Origin of the sequence: Pseudoclavibacter sp. CFCC 14310 (genome assembly GCF_008831165.1) — a bacterium.
Classification (GTDB): Bacteria; Actinomycetota; Actinomycetes; order Actinomycetales; family Microbacteriaceae; genus Pseudoclavibacter_A.
In genome coordinates this window covers 298,581-317,304 of record NZ_WBKC01000002.1, presented here as the reverse complement: position 1 = coordinate 317,304, position 18,724 = coordinate 298,581, and the positions used below count along the sequence as shown (strand labels likewise).

The window sequence follows — 18,724 nt, the reverse complement described above, 5'->3', positions numbered from 1 at the left end:
CTACAGGCCGACCTCAGATGGGGACTGGGGCTTGTTCGCGTATCGACCGTCCGATGTGCGAGGCTGCACTGTGGTCCGTTGCATGCCGTGACCGGCGGATGATGCGGACAGGGCCTTGCGAGTGTTTCGGTCGATGATGCCGGCCATGGCATCGAGCGTCTGCCCGTGCACACCGTGCTGCTTCAGCACGTCCATGCCCTGTTCAGAGACGGTCCGTGACACATCCTCGACAACGTCGAGCACCTCTTCAGCGTCCAGCCCGGACTGACGGGCAAGTTTCCGCCAATTGTCAGCCTCGATTCCCTGCGACGTCGATGCACCGCCAATACTCATGGCCAAGTTTGCGTTGAACTGTGGGTAGACCTGAGTGGGTACGGTGTCGTAGATCGGGGTGAGTTCAACCCGGTCAGGCTCCAAGTAGATCGAGTAGTTCTTCGCATGTGCGTCGCTGTTTCCGTACGAGGTGTTGAAAGCGAGCTGTCGGATGAACATGAACTGCTGCGGGCGACCGAACGGCTCAAGCACCTTGAGGGCCTGTGCAGCAGTCACACCGTATTTGTGTTCAACGTCGACGCCCAGAGCCTGTGCCATATCCTCGGTATGAAGCCGGACCGCAACGTCTTGCGACGTGTCGCGGTCGAAGCGCTCGACTTGGAAGGCGTGCTGCCCCATGGCTGTGAACACCGCAGCATGCGGGCTCGGGATACCAGCTTCACCTGCGAGTGCGAGGCCTGCAACCTCCAGCTCCTCCACCTGCTGGAGATCGTTGTTACCGGGCTTGAAAATGTGGGTCGAGGGAGCACTCACGGTTGGCCACGCCCATCTTCCGTCGATGTTCGCCGCGGTGAACTTCCCCTGTGAGCCGGCGAGTGAGAACCTCTGTCCCACTTGAGGGTCCGGGTCTCGCCAGGCGTCAGCATCATGACTGATGGAGATGATGCGCGCGGCGATGTCGCCCTTGGTGATGAACGGCACCGGGGCTCTATCGTGCGCCGGGGAGCTTCCCTCGGGAAGGATGACGAGTGCGCCAGCGACGTCAGTGCCGACATGTTCGAGCAGGCTGAACGGCGAATTATCCGTCTGATAGGTCATAGCCCAGCGGTCGAGCATCTGCGACCGGTCAGGTAGCAGATTGCGCAGGAAGCGCCCCGGAGCAGATGCACCGGCCTTGCTCCCATTCGGGAGTGACAGCGAGATCTGAGGAAGGTCAGGTGAATCGTAGTGGAACTCGACTGGTTGACCAAGACCAGACCGAGTGAATTGGCCGACGTGCTCTCCACCCCACCAGACCTCCAGGACCTTAGCTGGCACGGCGCAACGGTCTCCTGGCTGGCGGCGGCGGCGCAGGCAGAGCGTATGGCTGGATGTCGAGAACATCCAGAACATCGAGGGTCTTGCCCATCTGACGCTGCGGCCGGGCCTGCTGCAGGTCGTGGACGAAAGACACATCCACACGAGCACGCTTTGCCACTTGCTCAGCGGTCAGCCCCTGGACTTCGATGGCACTGCTGAGAGCTGCTGCCAGTGTCTCATAGGTATCGAAGAACTGACGGGTTGCCATCGCGCACCACCTCCTGTTCTACACACATCATATGCGCGGAGCGTTCGACGGCGCCACGCCCTCTGTCATCCGCCGTCCGATTGTGCGCCGGGCTCCATAACCGCCAACAGTCGGCGTCTGAGACGTGCTGGCAGACAAGCGCGCGGCCTCCACCGACGAGCGATCTCCACGCACTCAGGCGCACTCTCAGGCTATACGGGCCGTGTGATACGGTACACGCGTAACTGAAAGGGAGGATGCCTGCATGACACTCACACGCACAAATCTCATCAAAGCGCTGATCGGAATGACCTGCGCAGTACTCGTTGCACTTGGTATGGTCAGCCCAGCCACCGCTGCGGAGAATGACCAAAGCGCAACCAAGGTTGAGCTTCTGGTCTCGTCTGGAGCAATTCAGGAGGCTGCAGCGCACGCCGGAGTCTCAACGGAGTTCCTGGCCACGAACGTAGCTGATGCCGTAGACCTGCAACAGGCTCGGGAGATCTCGACTCAGGAGCATGCAAAGGTGCTGCCGGACTCAACACCTTCACTGGGCTGCCAGCCATCTGCAGGTGGGATCACTGCTTATGGTTGGGGCATCCACTGTGCACGGGCTTGGGCCGGTTATGGGCTCTACACCGTCTGGGGCACAGCCATCTGTGGACTTGCCGCAGCTGGCTCCGTTGGAGCGCTGGGCATCCCCTGCGAACTGCTGTTAGCAGCGGGTAGCGGAGCCATCGACTGGAACTCGGTCTGCTGAGGTCGCTATGAAGAAGCGCATTCTGTGGGTGGTTGCGGTGCTTGCACTCGCCTCGTATGTCGCTCTCTTCGTTGGATGCCTGATCGGTGGTGGCGGGGTACAGCAGTTCATCGACATGCTCCTGCCACATACCTTCGTGATGGTTCCATGCGCCGCAGCGGTGGCATGGTGGAGCGTCCATCGAAACCGGTAGACACCAGAAAGCCCGAGGTCCTGTTGACCGAACATTGCGAGTCGCACAGGGCCCCGGGCTTTCTGGCTCCCTACTGGCGCCAGTAGCGGTCACGCATGGTGAACGTCACCGGACGCAGCTGCACATCGGCCGTGCATGAGATTCGGTCACCGAAGTTGATCTTCGAGCGCGCCACAGTCAGCTCATTGCCATCGTCTGCACCCGCGGTGAGCGCCGGGTCGGCCCGCCCGTTCCGGGTGCATGACCAGTTGTACTTGTACCAGGCTGGTGAAGTCCCCCTGGCGTCCACGCGGAACTTGAGATCGGAACCGTTCAGGAAGACCTTGTCATCAGTGCTTTTGGTCTCCCCAGGATTCGCGTCGACTGTCGCTGAGTTTGAACCAGAACCAACGGATCCAGTGAAGACGGGGCTTTCACCTCGGGCGTCGCTCGGGGCTTTGACCGTGGTGCTCGCTTTCGTCACCAGGAAGCCGAAGATCGCTCCATTCGGGGTGTCCGCCAGGATGTCCTGCGTGATGTAGCCCGGCGAGTAGCTGTAGTAGAGGATGTTCCCCGAACGCTGAACGTCGTACTGCATGTACTGCCAGAACGGCCCGTCCACAAGGTGGAGGCTTCCACCATTGGGGCCCACGCACGTCACGGTCGTTCCCGTGGTCTGTGTTCGGGTGTCATCACAGCCACGGCCCGTTCCACCCCACAGTGAGGCCAGCTTCGTGAGGGTCTTGTCGGAACGGAAGATGACCGTCTCACCGACTTCTGTCGACTCGGAATCACCGGTGACGAATGCGTAGTCAGGAACCACCGCCCCGGTGGCGTCAGTGACCTTGACGGAGTCAATAGTCATCGAGACGCCGCTTCCGATCTGCCCGTCGAAGAGCAGCGCCGGTCGCCCCTCGATGGACTCGAACCCCGTGTTGCCAAGCCCCGATGCGTAGTACGTCGGCACAGCTGCCGCGGACAGACTCGATTGTCCTCGGCCTGGGTAGTTCCGCACCTTGAACTTGAACCGTGCCGTATACCCGCCGTCAAGGGTGAGCGTCATATCCTGGCCTGCCGCTGAACGTGCCTGGGACTCGTTGAGCTGCGACATGTCAATCCAGCAGACCGAGTCACGGTACTGGTGGTCTCCAGCCTTCGCATATGAGCAGCCGGTGCCGTTCTGCAGCCCATTGTTGAACTTGCTCTGAGAGACGGTTGTGCGGCCAGCTGAGTCAATGGAGATCGACCCGAACTCGAAGTTCACATACGCGCCACCGACAGGGTTTCCGGCACCAGAGGTCGTTCCCTCGATCGGGTAGCCCAGCCATCCGTCTTCCCACCCGGTGAGCTCGAACTGGTGGATGATCCTCCAGTCAGCGATTTCCGCTTCAGTGAACGGCGTTCGCCAGATTTCACCCTTGGTGAATGCCGCGTAGCAGCCACCGAGAGACAAGCCGCAGTTGATCGGTCCGTTCTGGCGCCCGAGTCTCCCCCCGTCACCACCTGTGTTCGTGTAGAGGGCAGCAATGTGCCAGATGCCATCCTGGTCATTGCGCAAGTCCTGCCCGTAGGATCCACCCCCGGTGCTGACTGAGCCGTTGGAATCCACTTTCACCCAGCCGCCTTCGAACTGTTGAACGGTCCCGCCATACCGGCCAGTCTCAGGCTTCTTCGGGTATCCGAGCCAGCCGTTCTCGAAGCCGGTCCCTGCGTAGGCGTCGAGGATCTTCCCCCGTTTGATCGGCACCCCGACCTGCCAGCTGTCGTGAGCGTAGATCAGCGCGTTCTGGGTGTACATCAGCTGACCGTTGTCTTTCAGCCCCGAGAGACTGCCGGTCTTCGCACCAAGGCCCATCTGGTCGCTCAACTGACTGTAGGTGGTGTCCAGTTTGGCGCTCGAGGTGGCGGCAGACTGCGGCGCGATCGCCACAGCAGCTTGGGCGTCCGGCGTGGCGGTCGGCCCCAATGACAGTGGCACGCCGACCATGAAGGCAGCGGCTGTCGCGATGACGGTCTTCAGCAGTGAGCTCATACCAGCTCTATATGCGGAGGATCACAGCAGGGTTGCGCTGAGCAGACCCGCAGGTGACGTCTGTGGCTTCTCCTCATCCGCAGGTGCGGGGTCACTGTCCTCATCCGGATCGTTGCCCGCCGGGGACTGTTCGGCGGGGCTCTCTCGGGCTTCGGATCGTCCGCTGACAGACCGTGGCGCCCGGGCTGCCGTCGTGAGTGCTTTCACAGGCTGCCCGGTGCATCCGACGCAGATGGTGCATTTCGCGGAGGTCGATCCGGTCACGTACCGGTGCCGTCCGCACACTGGGCAGACAGTGACTGTGACCACTGGTCGTTTCCGCAGCGGTCGCAGCAGGCTGGTCTCCAGCTCGGTGAACTCGCTCGGCGGAAGCTGCAGGTCGACGAACCGCTGGACTTTCTGTTCTCGCATGAGCGCGAATGCCTGCTCGGCAGCGTCGACCGACAGCCGGTCTTCGTGGAGTCTCTCGTCGATCGGGATCGGCCACATGTGCATGACGTTGAGCTCTCTGACCTGCTCGACGTCGATGACCTCTCCGCGCTCGTCGGTGACTTCGACCTCACGGACGCGCACTCGTGCGCTGGCTGCGACGACCGACCCGACTGCAGGCAGGCCCTCTTCGCTGCGCAGCTGGCTGACGAGATCCTCAGCCCACATGACCCCGCGAATGCTCGACTTCCCGCCTTCGATGGTGACGGAGAGCATCTGGCCTTTGCTGTAGGCGCGCTCTTTCGCGCTCGCAAGGATGCCGGCGATGACAACGCGTGCACCTTCCGCGTCGGGGATTCGGTGCACAGGGATCGCACGTGCCCCGAGCGCTGCACCCTCGGAGTCTTCGACCCCAGGGACTCTCCATGCTTTTACCTGAGCCTTGTACCTGGCCAGAGGGTTCTCCGACAGACTCACCCCAAGCAGATTGCGCTCCCTGACGCTTCGTTCGAGCAGCCCGAACTCGGCCGCTGGGATGGGGATGCTTTCACCGCTGGCAAGCGCGCGGCTCACGGTCATCTGACCGAGCCGTGGGCCGTATCGGTCGCAGGCCCCTGAGCAGATGAGGTTCTCCAGTGCACCGACGTTCAATGCCGAGCCGAGTGCCTCACGGAGGTGCCCGAGTGAGGTGTACCCTTCGGCGGGTCGGTGCTCGACCAAGGCGTCGCCGACGACTCCGACGCCTTTGACCTCGCTGAGGCCGAGTCTGATTGAGGTGTCGTCCTCCGGGAACGTGGCACTCAGGGAGGCGTTCACATCCGGAGGGAGGATGGTCACGCCTTCTTCCCGCAGCGAGTTGATTGCGGTGAGACGCTTCTCTTCGTCATCGGTGCACGCAAGGATCGCCGCACCATAGGCAGCCGGCCAGTTCGCTTTCAGGTAGGCGGTGTTGAATGCGACCTGAGCGTACGCTGCCGCATGAGACTGGTTGAACAGGTAGGCTGCAGCCCCCTGCATTGCGTCGATCAGACGCTCGACCGTCTGGGCCGAGAACACCGGTGAGAAGACTTCCCCGGCTTCGTCGCGGAACTCTTTCCCGGCCCCCTCACGCAGAGCGGTGAACACTTCGTCGAGCAGCGCCCTCTTCTTCTTGCCGACAGCTTTGCGCAGCTTCGAGCGCATGCTGGCGTCGAACCCGGAGACCACCGTGCCCAGGCGCATGAGCTGCTCCTGGTACACGAACACGCCGAAGGTGTCGCCGAGCACTGTGTCGATCCACTGTGCCTCGGTCGGGTCGTCAGTGAGGTAGGTGTAGTCGACTTCCTCACGTCCGGTCTTCCTGCGGGCGTACGTCTCATGCATCCCGGCGCCCATCGGCCCCGGCCGGTAGAGCGCGAGGATGGCGGTGAGGTCGTTGTGCTCTGTCGGCTGCACCTGCTGTGTGAGCTTACGCATCCCGTCGGAGTCCATCTGGAACACCCCGGCGGTGCGACCGTCACGCAGCAGCTGCCAGGCCGCAGAGACTCGCGGGTCGCCCTGCGTGTCAGGGTCCGGGAGGCCGTAGTAGTCGATCCTCTCCCCCGTGGTCGCTTCGATGTACTCGATGGCTTTGGCGATCACATCGAGGTTGCGGATGCGGAGCATGTCCATCTTCAGCAGGCCGAGGTCTTCGAGCTCCGGCCCCGTCCACTGGGTGACGAACACCTGGCGGCCCTCGGTCGCCTCCTTCGGGTCCAGTCTCAGCGGTACGTTCCCGACGAGGGGTTTGCCGGAGATGATCACGCCACAGGCGTGCACGCTCGTGCCGGCGATGGTGTTCGAGTACCGTTCGGCGAGGTCGACGATCTTCGCACCATCTGAGCCTGCACGGGCCAGCACTGACCGGAACTTCTCCCCCTTCAGGTCAGACTGGTCCGCCAGCTGAGCGAACGTGTACGGCTTGCCTCCGACGACGGGCACAGCTTTGGAGAGACGATCGCCCAGGCCGGAGAGCCGATGCACACGAGCGGCGTCTTTGATCGCTCGTTTCGTCGTCGCGATCATGAAGGTGCCGATTCGAGCGACCGAGTCATGGCCGTAGGTGCGCTGGGCCCAGTCGTAGACCTCGCCGAAGCGTGCCTTCTCGAAGTCGGTGTCGATGTCCGGCATGCCTTTTCGGCCAGGCTCAAGGAACCGCTCGAACAGGAGGTGATGCCGCAGCGGGTCGATGGTGACAATGTCGAGGCAGTAGGAAACCAGCGAACCGGCGGCGGAGTTGTGGACCACGAAGGAGTCAGTCATGAACGAATGGTCGACTGGGACCTGCAGGTCGTACACTGTGGTGCGCTTCTGCTCTGTGGTCTTTGACCGAACCCTTTGGTAGACGTATCGCTTACCCCCGTACCAGAGGCCTTGCTGCGTGGGCCCAAAGTCTGGGGTGGTGCGAACCTGCCAGGAGGGCGCGCGGTTCTTGAACTCCGCGCGGTTGTCGACTCGGTCATCGGTCTTCACACCGGCTGGCGCGTGCAGAGCCCAGATCAGGTCACGTACCTGTGCTGTCAGCATGGGAGATGAACTTGAGTACGACCATCGTCGTGCTGCATCCGATTTTGAACCGTCTCCCCACCAGAGACCTTCGAGCAGCGTGCGCTTCTGCCCCTCTGAGAGATCAGCGATCCAGTCCGGCAGACGCTTGGTCTGAGCGGTTTGCTCATAACCCGGCAGGAAGGCGGAGAACATGCCGAAGACAGCAGCAGAGCAGAGGTTGTACTGCACCAGATCTGTAGTCTTCGACTCTGCCGTCCGTACCGTGAGACCCCAAATGCGCTTGACCGCGTCTCTGATCCTGGTGTCCGACGTTGATCGGCGTTCCGCCCAGCCCAGGCGTCGTTGGTCGCCTCCCCCTCGCAACCATCCGTTTGAGGCCATGGCACCCAGCAGGAACAGAAGGTCATCGTTCAACGGCACAAATCGAGGGGTGCGAATTTCCACAGACGAGTGTTCATGGACGTACGAGTCCCAGTCACCGAATGAATCGAACCCGTCAGCGCGCAGCACCTCCTCCGCCTTCTTCCTGGCTCGAACCACGCGAGGTGTAGAGCGTCTGCCAAGAGCGTCTGGTGCAGATTCTCCGAACGCTGCCCGGGCACCGGCAAGTGCCTGCAGTGCGCTCCGTGATACTCCTGCTCGCCTCGATACATCACGGACGGAGGAACGGTATGGGCGGTTGACTGGTATCCGCTCGATGATTTCCGAGTCCGTGACAGTGAATTTCTGACCCAGCCTCGCTTCGGGAAGTGTTTCAGCTACGTCGAATACTGCTGGAGCAGTGCCGGGCGAAGGCGGAACTGGGACGCACAGCAAGTCCCCCACAGATACGTCTTTGGCCGCAACCCAAGTTGGTTCCTCGGTCACTTCCGTCGGCCACACTGCACCACCTTTGGTTCGCTCATGCAGCTCTTCTCTGAGACCAGGGACAGACAGAACCTTATGGTCCTGAGTCATCGTGACGCCTGAACCATCATGGAAAGTACGGAGGGTGACGAGCGGCTCGTCGATCTCGTACTTGAAACGATTCTCCACCGGTCTGATCGCACCGGTATGGGTCCGGACGAGATCCCCAATCTCGACGTCGTTGATCGACTTCATACCCTGTGTCGTCCACACCTGAGCTTCAGCCGTCAGGCAGCCTCGCCCGGGGCCAACGATGATGTCGTGGTCTTTCGCCCACCGGATCATGTCGTGGACGATCAGGAAGTAGGCGGGGAACCCCATCTGACCGATGACTGACATCTCGGTGCGCAGACGTTCACGGACGTTGTCGGGCAGCGGGTTGCCGTAGATGCGTTTCGCCCCGGCAGCCACCAGGTGATGCAGGTAGGACATTTCGTCTGGGTAGCCATCTGGCACTGGGTATTTCGGCAGCCGCATGCGTGCATCGGGCATGACTCGCGGTTCCACGCGGTCGGCGACGAGAGCGGTGTTGTCACACGCTGACTGCCACCAGGTTTCGGGTCGCAGTGCGCGCATCTCCGCTTCGGTACGCAGATGGTAGCCGGCGCCGTGGAAGTGGAAGCGCTTCGGGTCGTCGAGCGCTTTACCGGACTGCATGGCGAGGATGGCCTCGTGCGTGGCGGCGTCTTCCGGGGCGGTGTAGTGAGAGTCATTCGAGGCGACGAGCGGCAGACTGTACTCATCTGCGAGGGCCGCCATCTTCGGCAGCGCTGCTGACTCCTTCTCGATCCCGTGCTCCATGATCTCGATGTAGACGTTCTCGCGCCCGACCGCAGCGATGATGGAGTCGAGATTCTCCCGGGCCAGCGCCTCAGATTGCTCAGCGGCTGCGGAATGCTTGGCCACCAGTCCGGCGAGCAGAACAGGGTCCAGGTCGCTGTCCGGGTCGCGCAGCTGACGTGCTCTGCTGTCGGCTTCCTCCCACCGCTGTGCGGCAAGGAGGAGGGGTCCTGGCACTTCCTCCTCGGCTGACGTGATTCCTCCGGCCACCGCTTCCGCAGGAGTCGCCGGGTATTTGGTTACCTCTGGGATGTCGGCCAACGCCTCGTCCCACGACCGGCGAGCGGCCATCAGGTCTGCAGCGACAGCGTGCGCCTCGGCCTGCACCGGGCTGGGGAATGTCGAAAGGTCGTTCCCTGCTGCAGCAGCTTTCGCCGCGAACGCGCAGCTTTGGGACATGTTCCCGAGCACCGGTCCGCCGAGACAGCCGGTGAGCACGATGAGTCCATCGGCGTTGGCCGCGAGGAGCTCGTAGTCGATTCGGGGGTGTGACCAGACGTGTTCTTCCGCCTCGACGAGAATGCGGTTGAGGTTCCGCCACCCGGCTTTGTTCCGGGCGATCAGCGTCAGGTGATAGTAGCGTTTCGCCTTCGTCCGGGTGGTCTCCGAGTCGTAGTCAGCTGACTCGTCGGTTTCCGTTTCGAGAGTGTGGCGCTCGAACCGAGAGCCGATCGCCAGATACACCTCGCACCCGATGATCGGTTTGACTCGTGCCCGTTCGCACTCATGCTGGAAAGCCCATGCGGCACCGATGTTCCCATGATCGGTGATTGCAAGTGCCGTCTGCCCGTCACTCGCAGCGCGCGCCACCAGCTCACCCAGGTGACTGGCACCGTCGAGGGGTGAGTACTCCGTGTGAACGTGCAGGTGCGTAAACATGATGGCTGAACTATGCGCGTGGGAGTCGCGTGAGGTGCTGGACCGGCCAGAGCACACCGATCACTCTGCCGGTCACCCACTGCCCGCTGACGAATCCACCGGTCGGTGTGTCCTGGTGGTACCTGCTGTCCGCGCTGTCCGCACGGTTGTCACCCATCACCCAGACAGCGTGATCTGGGACGGTCACATCGAAAGCGACCGTGCAGGCCGGCTGATCCAGGTAGGGCTCGACGATCCGACGGCCGTCGACTTCGATGGTGTCCGCGCCTGCGGTGCAGCTGACGTGCTCGCCGGAGAGGCCGATGACCCGTTTCACCAGCTGATGTGTGTGATCCCCTGGGTCGTCCGTCATCCAGCCACCAGGGTCGTCGAACCCGATCACGTCACCCCGGTGCAGTTGGTCGATGTCTGTCCCGAGCTTGAGCGCGACCACCACGTCCCCGGGCTGCAGGGCGGGCGCCATTGACGCTGACGGCACCAGCCACACGCCGAGGACGGTGAGCTTCAGGACCAGACCGCACACGAATGCGGCGGCGGCGATCCCCGCAGTCAGGAGAAGTCTCGAGTTACGCGACTGCACGTCCGTCGCCTCCGATCTGCCTCAGGTGTTCCAGCGTCTTGGCCAGGTTGGTGGTCTTGGCGGTGAAACGTCTTGCCGCATGCATGTAGAGGCTGCGTGTCGGCGTCGGGTAGCTGACCACCGATGTCTTTGTCAGCCTGCAGTCGAGGATCGCTGCCACACCGACGTCGGATGTGGAGCGGATCAGTCGTCCGAGGGCCTGTTCGAGCAGGATGGCTGCGTCCGCGACGTAGACGAGCCGGTCGGCGCCCCAGCGGTCCCCCGTCCGGTCGTAGATGAGCTGAACGCGTGCCTCGTCGACCGGGTTGCGCTGTGCTCGTGCTGGACGGTCGATGACCACCAGTTCGCAGGTGCGTCCGGGGCCGTCGACGCCGGTCATCATGGACTTGGTGCCGACAAGGATCGCCTGCTGCTGTTCGCGCCACTGGGTGACGAGCTCCTGTACACCGGCGCCCGACCATTGGTCGAGGATCAGACGGTTCGGGTACGCCTGGCGAAGACGACGAGCGTACTCGCGTCCGTTCGCGCTGTTCGCGCTCAGAACGATCCCACCACCGCTGCAGGCACCCACCAGCTGCACGATCATGTCTGCGGCGACCGCTCGGTGCTTCAGGGTGGAGAACCGCCAACGCCCACCTCGGCCGGGGTCGGCGATCTCCTCTGCTCGATCGGCGGTGAACTTTGGCACGAACAGGAGGCTGTTGCCGTACGCTGCGTCGAACGGGGACTGGTACTCGCTCCAGTCGACGTCGAGCCCCGCTTCATGCCCGATGTTCTTCTGCAGGGTGCCGCTGATCAGGTCGATGCGTTCAGGCGGAGTGATCGGTTCCTTCTCGTCGCCGCCCTCGTACTCCCAGAGGTTCGCGGCCATCATGCCAGCCACACTCACCGGCGCGGACTGCATCGCCGGCATTTCGGTTCCGTCGCGGAACCGGATCGTCTCCACCCATCGTGCGACACCCCCACGGTGCTCAGCGACCTGCTCGATCGCGTGAGTGAAGTGAGCGACAGCGGAGCGAATGTGTCGTGCAGCCTGCACACCTTTCATGTCATGGCCGGCGGCAGCGACCTTCTCCAACGGGTCGATCAGCCCGATCAGGGTCCCCGCCCATCCCTCCAGCTGTTCGCGTGAAGCATCCAGCGGCTGGTCTTCCTGACTGAACGCACCATCGTCATTTCCGCGGCTGGCGAGCCAGGAGGCACAGGCGGACTGCAGTACGTCGGCAAGGCGCTTGCCTTCGGAGAACCAGCGGTCGACCCGGGCTCCGCTGCCTGGGGCGATCAGTCGTTTCGCTGACCGCATCAGAGAGCGCACACGACGGGCAGACACTTCCTCCTGCCCCTGGTTTCGCACCGTCTGTGGCAGCGCATGCGCTTCGTCGACGATGACATGGTCAATCTGGCCGACGTTCGCGTTCCCGAGCACGACGGGAATCGACTGGGAGGCCTGGACGGCGAGCACGCTGTGATTGGTGACGATGACGTCGGCTTCCGCGACCGCAGCTTTCGCCGCCTGCGGGTAGCACATGTCGAACAGCGGGCACTTGGTGCGCTCGCACTCCTCGCTGGAGATCGACAGGTGCCGGAACTGGCCGCGAGCCATCGGCACGTCGCAGTCAGCACGGTCACCGGTGCCGGCGGCGCCGTCGAGCGCCCAACGCAGGGCCGGGACGATCTCGGTCGCGTCGTAGTCGACATCCTCGACGGTGACGGTGCCGGTGGCGGCGTCCAGCTTTGTCAGGAGCTCAGGGATCTCTGCTTCGCTGACCTTGCCGGCGAACGGTGTGCCGACCGCTTCTCGAGCTGACGCGATGGCCTTCGCGAGGCACACGAAGTTCGAGAACCCTTTCAGCACTGCGATGCTGAACGAACGGTCATCGTCGCGCAGTCTGGCATCGGTTGCCTGTGCGGCCGGCGCATCCTTGTTCATGATCTGGGACTGCAGGGAGAGCGATTCCGTGGAGATCAGGGTGCGTCGTCCGTGTCTGGCGTTCACCGCTGCGTTCGCCAGTGCTGCGAACGACTTGCCGACACCGGTCGGCGCTTCGCCTGCGACTCTCGGGCGCGCAGCCATGTGTCTGGCGAGGGCGTCCTGGCCTGCACGCGGCAGCACACCGGGGCCGACCGCATCTGAGACCAGCTCGCGCAGGAATGCGGAGACCTCCGCTTCGTTCGTTTCGTCGGCCATCCGTCAACTCCGTCACTCGGTGATGTCTGTCCATGCACCTATGCGCGTGATCAACGGCTGCCGAGCCGCTGTGACAGCAGTGACCTGACCTGCTCGACATGGGCGCGGACCGTTCGCACCGACAAACCGGTCGCCGCACGTATCTCGGCGATGGACGCCACCTCACCGGTGGTGGCCACACGGCCGATCCATGCTTGTGCGACACCACCGACCGAAGGGTCCTGTTGCTCGCATTCGTGGATGACCTGGTCGACGAGGATGGCGACATCGACGTCTTCCTGCGCGTCGACGGCCCGAATGCGCTCCATGTGCGCATCGTCGCCGGTGAGCACCTGATGAGGTCGAAGATCCGCCAGCGACACCCGTGCACCAGCTTTGACGGGGTTGCGGACGGTGCGGTCGACCTCGTCGTTCACATGGTCGACGACAGACTGGTCATCCGGTTCATAGCCGAGGGCCGCGGTCAGCTCGCGGCGGGCTTTCGTGATCCTTGCGCTCCGACGCGTCATCGCTGACAGGCCACCGACGCCATGTTGCCGGTGTGCTGCGCAGAAACGGTAGGTCTCGCGCACCGCGATCTGCCTGAGCATCGCCGACCAGTTCCCGACACTGGATTTCAGCGCTGGGGTCTCGTCGTAGAGATGCACTGCGCGCACGAGCGCGACCATGACCTCGGAGAGCGCGTCATCGTACTCCGTGTATGGGAGGTTGTTCCGTGATGCTGCGCTCTTCACCCAGTACATCGCCGGTGTCCTGAGCTGAACGATGAAGTCATCGGTGCTGATCTCACCTGACACCCACCGCTCAGCGGATTCGTTGGCGTCGTCTCTTCTCATCTGGTGCTCCCCCTTGTGGTCTCGTAGGGCCACTGCGGCCATGGAGGCTCGCTCGAGGTGGTCCGTGCGTCAAGGAATGCGCGCAGCCGAACGCCACCGACGCGCTCATCAAGCAGCCACGTGATCGTGGGCTTCTTCGGGGGCTTCCGAGCACCAAGCAGAGCGAACATGCGCTGGAGCACGTTCTCGGCACCTTTCGGGCCACTGCCGGCTGGGGCCATCAGCAGCTGTCTGAGCAGGATCCTCCGCAGCGCAGCACACTCGGGGCGGCGAGCAGCACGGATCACATCGTCAATAGTCAGTACGGACTCGCTCACCCCCATCAGATACTCTGCTCTCATCCGACGCGCCGTGTGAAGTGAGTTGCGAGCCCGGGCCATCTGCGACGCCGCGTTATCGCTGACGCCGGTCATGCTGCTGCCTCTCTCGGCTGACGTTCCAGCACCTCGGCAGCCCATGTGAACGTCTGGCCCTGAGGCAGAGGTGCGCTGAGCGCTTTCACTGTTCGTTCCCACGACAGATGCTCACGTGGGTACAGCTGCCGGTATCGTTCGATCACCTCTGCGTATGTGAGGTTGGCCGACTTCCCGACGAGCTTGCGGATCTTCGGCCCGATATGGGGGTCGCCGATCGCACGCTGCACTGTCGAACGAGCACGCGACCACACCCCGTACCGGAAGATCCGGTCAAGATCGCAGCCGTCCAAAGCCTCCGGGGCCAAAGCCTTGTCGATGAGCCTGTCGACATCAGACCTTCGCTCAGGCGTCCCGTAGAGCATCTCCGTGACCATCTGTTCAACGGTGGTGTCGTCGAGCAGGTTCTCACTGTGGGACTGCCGGGACTCCGCGGTCGTGCGTCTGTGGAAGTCCGCGATCTCAGAGGAAAGGGAGAAGTTCGCACGTTCGAGCTGTTCACGTGCGAACGGTTCGAACAGGTGCAGCAGCTCCGCGCGAGCACGAACACCTCCATGGCGGAGGGACTCCACCTTGCGGGCCAGCTGACGCCTGCCGTAGTAGCGTTCGCCGATCGCTCCGTCCGCGGTGAAGGTCCTGCTGCCGGTCAGCCCATGGCCCAATGATGTCGTGCGCCACTCGGCGGTGAACGTCGCACCGACTGCGAGCACCTGAACGACCGGAGTCCGCCATTGCAGGCGCAGGTGCAGCAGCTGCCGTGTCAGGGCTTTGCGTCCGACGTTCATCTTCGGCGGTCGGAGTGCGAACATCGGCAGTCGAACGATCACCCCGTTCGCCGGCAGCCGGTCCAGCTGCAGGTCGGCTGCGGCTTCGCTCCAAAGGATTGCCTCCAGCTTCTCTACGATCTGTTCAGCTGCTGGAGGCGCTCCCCTCAATGGCGTCTCCTGAACAGTCCGCGCCGCTTGGCTGAGCGTTTGGGGGCGAGCTCTGCCGAGTCGAGCCGGGGCGTCTCCCCCAGCACGCGGGACACGATCTTGTCTGTGACCCCGGCGACCGCCGGGCTTGACGAATCGAACAACCCGTTGTTCAAGTCGTCTCTGAACTTCGCGTCGTAGTACGTTGCGCCGAGGTACTGGCCGAGTCCCTGGAACTTGGTGTCGATCCCGGCGAGCAGACCGGTCCCGAGCTCTGCCCGATCATGAATGAGCGAGGTCACCAGCAGCACGCGCCCGGTCGGGGCGCCGGAGAAGTCGCTCTCCAGCCGTGCTTTCAGATTGGCGATCGCCTCACGGTTGTTCTCGAACAGCCCGACCGCCCACGCACCTCGTTCTCGCACCAGCGGGGCCATCACGTTGTCGACGAGACCGGAGACGTCCGTCGATTCGATGATCTGCGTGTCCACGATGACCAGGTCACTGACCGTCCGTGCATAGTCGATGGCCGTCCGGTACAGGCCGTCGTCGACGAGCAGGGGGTCGTTGAGCAGGTCGGTGGGCGCGAGCATCAGCGCGAATGGAACCGGTGGAAGCTCCGGCGGTCGGAAATGACTTGCACGCTCCGGGAGAATCATCGCCGCCTCCGGTCGACGGGTGATCGCCATGTCGTAGACCGTGGGTAGCCCCTCGTTGGTCAGGCGCCGCTCGGTGTCCATCCTGAGCATCTGACAGATCGAGCCCTGACCGCGGTTCATGTCGATGACGGTGACTCGCTTGCCGTACACGACTGCCGCCCGGTGCGCGAGAGCGAGAGCGGTCGTGGTCTTGGTGACACCGCCTTTCGCTGCCATGGTGAAGACCACAGGTGTGCTTGACTCCGGGTACCGGGGCAGCTCCTGCCGCGGGCTGATGTGCCCGACTTCCGGTGCGATCACCGTCGCCTGGTCGTACTCCTGCGTCTCTGCCCGTTCGGCCTCGGTTTCTTCCTCCGCAGCGAGAGCACGGTCGTCCTTCGGGAGCGGTCCGATTTCGCCGTCGACAATCAGTGGAACAGGGGGGATGAACAGCTCGGCTGCTGGCGCAGGCTGGGGCTCGGGCTCCGGAAGAAGCTCCGGCACCGGCTCTGCAACCAGCTCCGGGGCCGGCTCAACAGGTGCCACCGGCGGCGGCGACGGCTGCTGGGGCGCTGCAGATTCGGGGGCCCGGTCCCCGAACAGCTCAGCTATCAGATCATTCGATGCCGGCGAGCTCGCAGCTGGCGGCACATCACTCGAAGTGGGCGCTGTCGTTGCCTCCGGGAGCACCGGCGGCGTTGAAGTGAACAGCTCTTCAATGATGCTGTGGGTGCTCTTCTGCGTCGTCGCATCCGGCTCCGGCGCCGGTGTGGCAGCAACGGGCTCCGGAAGCGGTGAAGACATGGGCTCCGGGGTGGGTGAGCGAATCGGTTCCGGGGTCGGCGGTTCGACCGGCTCCGGAAGAGGCGCGTTCGGCGACCCTGCAACCAGCTCCGGGGCCGGCTCAACAGGTGCCGCCTGCGGCGACGGCTGCTGGGGTGCTGCCGTAGGTTCGGGCGCGGGCCTGCCGCTGGAGACAGGCTCGGGATGTACGGAGTGCTGACTGTCATGCGTCGCAGCTGGGAGGCTGTCCGACGGAAGGAAGTCGTCATATCCTGCCGCCGGTTCGCTCGGCTCTGGGGTCAGGGCGGCAGCAGTGCTTGTGTCGGCGGCATCAAGGTCGAAGAGGTCAGCGAGATCAGGGTCGATCTCTGGCTCCGCCGGCTTCGAAGCGAAGTGCGTCAGGCTCAACAGCGTGCCGTCGAACGCAACGTCCGGGTCGATCTCGAGCCATGACAGCAGCAGCGTTGCGGTGACTGGGGTAGCAACCGCGCAGAAGAGGGCACTGCCGCTGTTCAACCCTGCACGGTCTGCGACAGTCTCATCGACGACCGCCAGAATCTTCGCGTCAGCGCGTGAGAGCGTCGCGTCAACCCATGCTTGGATCGCGGGCCTGCTCACATCCCCGATGATGATCGGGAATGCCCCGACCTCCTTGCGCGCATCGCGGACAGCCCTGGCCGCCGACTTCCAATCATCGCCGGTGACCACGTCGAAACCCGCCCTGGTCAACGGCTCGACAAGGCCCGGCACTTCAACGACTCCGATATGTGTGCTCATCAGAACACACCTATGCGGCGCGCGCCACGTGAGCTTCCGCGCACACATGTGAGCATGACTCAGACTCCAGCACAGCTCACCTTCACCGATGAGCAGCAGAACATCCTCGATGCCTTCGCCGCCGGCCGCAGGCTGTCGATCGAGGCCTGCGCTGGCTCCGGAAAGACCACCATTCTGCGCACGATGGCCGAGCGCAGCGGCCACCCCGGCCTCTACCTCGCCTACAACCGGCATGTCGCCAAAGACGCACGTGGAGTCTTCCCCACCACGACACGGGTGGCTACCGCGAACTCCCTTGCCTACCACGCGCTCGGGGTGCCAAGCCGCGATCGGATCGCCGGCCGGCTTCCGGACGCGAAGACACGGAAGTCATGCTGGGGTGCGATCCCCTACTCCGACGGGGAGGTGCGTCTGAGCTCATGGCAGACAATGCATCTGGGGCTTCGTACTGTTCAGGCGTTCTGCCAGTCGAACCGGGAGAGCATCACCGCTCAGGACGTCGCCTACCCCGAGCTCATGGTGTTGGACGTTCAGCAGCAGGAGCGGATGGCGCCGCTCATCCTCAGCATCGCCGGCCAGATCTGGTCATCAGCGCAGCAGTCCGATGCAGCGACACCGGTCACGCACGATCAGATCATGAAGATGTGGGCCATGTCGCACCCGAAGTTCGACCAGGACTTCATCCTCTTCGACGAAGCCCAGGACGCGAACCCTGTGCTCGTCGGAGTGATCGCCGAACAGACGGACACTCAGGTGGTCACCGTCGGTGACTCCGCCCAGCAGCTGTACGGGTGGAGGGGCGCTGTGGATGCCCTGGACTCGTTCTCTGGCGACCATCTTCCAATGACCGTTTCGTTCCGGTTCGGTCAGGCGATCGCTGACGAAGCGAACTATTGGCTGACGCGACTCGGCGACAGCAGGACGATCACCGGAATGCGACCGAAGTCCAGTGTCTGGCTCGACCATCACAGCCATCGCACGCCGAACGTGGTCATCTGTCGAACGAACGCCCGCATGATCGAAGAGATGCTGAAGATGCAGGATCAGGGCATCTGCGTCGGCATCGTCGGTGAGTCGAAGACAGAGGGGATGATGAAGGTCGCCCGCGTGGCGGAAGACCTTCTCGAGCGTCATTTCACGTCGAACGCGGACTTCGCGCAGTTCCAAAGCTGGGAGCAGGTGATCGAGTTCTCCGAGCAGCCGGAATGCCCGATGGAGCTCCGGGGCCAGGTGGCCATCGTCGACTCCTACGGCAGCGACCGAATTCGAGCCGCCTTGGATGCCGCAGCCGCTCAAGAGGACGCAGACGTCGTTGTCACCACCTGCCATCAGGCCAAAGGTCGAGAGTGGCGGCATGTGAGGCTCGCCTCGGATTTCACCGACATGCTCGATGCGAACCGGAAAGAAGGCCTGCCTCCTGAGGAGGCGATGGTCAACTACGTTGCCGTCACACGGGCGAAACGTCACCTGGATGCGATGGCGGTCGCCGACGGTCGCGCATAGAACCCGGCATG

General features: G+C 63.3%; 12 protein-coding genes. 3 read left to right on the top strand and 9 right to left on the bottom strand.

Going from position 1 to position 18,724, the window contains the following annotated elements; genetic code table 11:
- Together F8O06_RS05225 and F8O06_RS12190 are read right to left on the bottom strand one after the other, a co-directional pair.
- Positions 1-1,377, bottom strand: coding sequence for a HipA domain-containing protein (locus F8O06_RS05225; RefSeq protein WP_225733407.1), 1,377 nt, complete (start codon positions 1,375-1,377; stop codon positions 1-3).
- Positions 1,301-1,561, bottom strand: a complete 261-nt coding sequence (locus tag F8O06_RS12190; RefSeq protein WP_192496852.1) for a hypothetical protein — start codon at positions 1,559-1,561, stop codon at positions 1,301-1,303. Before F8O06_RS12190 ends, F8O06_RS05225 begins: the two co-directional genes overlap by 77 nt.
- 244 nt (positions 1,562-1,805) lie before the next feature.
- Here F8O06_RS12190 and F8O06_RS05220 point away from each other — a divergent pair, with 244 nt between their 5' ends.
- Positions 1,806-2,300, top strand: a complete 495-nt coding sequence (locus F8O06_RS05220) for a hypothetical protein (RefSeq protein ID WP_158037856.1) — start codon at positions 1,806-1,808, stop codon at positions 2,298-2,300.
- 7 nt (positions 2,301-2,307) lie between these two features.
- Positions 2,308-2,493: a hypothetical protein gene (locus F8O06_RS05215; protein ID WP_158037855.1), complete on the top strand. Its 186-nt coding sequence runs from the start codon at positions 2,308-2,310 to the stop codon at positions 2,491-2,493.
- A 70-nt stretch (positions 2,494-2,563) separates the two neighbouring features.
- On the opposite strand, the gene F8O06_RS05210 is transcribed toward F8O06_RS05215, so the two are convergent.
- From F8O06_RS05210 to F8O06_RS05180, 7 genes are all read right to left on the bottom strand, one after another.
- The gene (locus tag F8O06_RS05210) at positions 2,564-4,504 is read right to left on the bottom strand and encodes an LGFP repeat-containing protein (RefSeq protein ID WP_158037854.1); all 1,941 of its coding nucleotides are present in this window, start codon (positions 4,502-4,504) and stop codon (positions 2,564-2,566) included.
- Positions 4,505-4,525: 21 nt separating this feature from the next.
- Positions 4,526-10,084 carry a DNA polymerase III subunit alpha gene (gene dnaE / locus F8O06_RS05205; RefSeq protein ID WP_158037853.1) on the bottom strand — a complete coding sequence of 1,853 codons (5,559 nt, stop codon included), beginning with the start codon at positions 10,082-10,084 and terminating at the stop codon, positions 4,526-4,528.
- A gap of 10 nt (positions 10,085-10,094) precedes the next feature.
- Positions 10,095-10,664 carry a signal peptidase I gene (gene lepB / locus F8O06_RS05200; RefSeq protein ID WP_158037852.1) on the bottom strand — a complete coding sequence of 190 codons (570 nt, stop codon included), beginning with the start codon at positions 10,662-10,664 and terminating at the stop codon, positions 10,095-10,097.
- The gene (locus F8O06_RS05195) at positions 10,651-12,852 is read right to left on the bottom strand and encodes an ATP-dependent DNA helicase (RefSeq protein WP_158037851.1); all 2,202 of its coding nucleotides are present in this window, start codon (positions 12,850-12,852) and stop codon (positions 10,651-10,653) included. Before F8O06_RS05195 ends, lepB begins: the two co-directional genes overlap by 14 nt.
- A 50-nt stretch (positions 12,853-12,902) precedes the next feature.
- Positions 12,903-13,688: a hypothetical protein gene (locus F8O06_RS05190; protein WP_158037850.1), complete on the bottom strand. Its 786-nt coding sequence runs from the start codon at positions 13,686-13,688 to the stop codon at positions 12,903-12,905.
- Positions 13,689-14,097: 409 nt separating this feature from the next.
- The gene (locus tag F8O06_RS05185) at positions 14,098-15,036 is read right to left on the bottom strand and encodes a hypothetical protein (protein WP_158037849.1); all 939 of its coding nucleotides are present in this window, start codon (positions 15,034-15,036) and stop codon (positions 14,098-14,100) included.
- Positions 15,033-17,210, bottom strand: a complete 2,178-nt coding sequence (locus tag F8O06_RS05180) for an AAA family ATPase (protein WP_158037848.1) — start codon at positions 17,208-17,210, stop codon at positions 15,033-15,035. Before F8O06_RS05180 ends, F8O06_RS05185 begins: the two co-directional genes overlap by 4 nt.
- 54 nt (positions 17,211-17,264) lie before the next feature.
- Between F8O06_RS05180 and F8O06_RS05175 the strand changes: the two genes are divergently transcribed.
- Entirely contained in the window at positions 17,265-18,713 is a 1,449-nt protein-coding gene (locus F8O06_RS05175) for a UvrD-helicase domain-containing protein (protein ID WP_192496851.1), read from the top strand.
- The last annotated feature ends 11 nt before the right edge of the window (positions 18,714-18,724 follow it).

Coding starts and splice junctions, on each gene's coding strand:
- F8O06_RS05225 (WP_225733407.1), bottom strand. CDS start 1,377: ATGTTCTCGACATCCAGCCATACGCTCTGCCTGCGCCGCCGCCGCCAG.
- F8O06_RS12190 (WP_192496852.1), bottom strand. CDS start 1,561: ATGGCAACCCGTCAGTTCTTCGATACCTATGAGACACTGGCAGCAGCT.
- F8O06_RS05220 (WP_158037856.1), top strand. CDS start 1,806: ATGACACTCACACGCACAAATCTCATCAAAGCGCTGATCGGAATGACC.
- F8O06_RS05215 (WP_158037855.1), top strand. CDS start 2,308: ATGAAGAAGCGCATTCTGTGGGTGGTTGCGGTGCTTGCACTCGCCTCG.
- F8O06_RS05210 (WP_158037854.1), bottom strand. CDS start 4,504: ATGAGCTCACTGCTGAAGACCGTCATCGCGACAGCCGCTGCCTTCATG.
- dnaE (WP_158037853.1), bottom strand. CDS start 10,084: ATGTTTACGCACCTGCACGTTCACACGGAGTACTCACCCCTCGACGGT.
- F8O06_RS05195 (WP_158037851.1), bottom strand. CDS start 12,852: ATGGCCGACGAAACGAACGAAGCGGAGGTCTCCGCATTCCTGCGCGAG.
- F8O06_RS05190 (WP_158037850.1), bottom strand. CDS start 13,688: ATGAGAAGAGACGACGCCAACGAATCCGCTGAGCGGTGGGTGTCAGGT.
- F8O06_RS05180 (WP_158037848.1), bottom strand. CDS start 17,210: ATGAGCACACATATCGGAGTCGTTGAAGTGCCGGGCCTTGTCGAGCCG.
- F8O06_RS05175 (WP_192496851.1), top strand. CDS start 17,265: ATGACTCAGACTCCAGCACAGCTCACCTTCACCGATGAGCAGCAGAAC.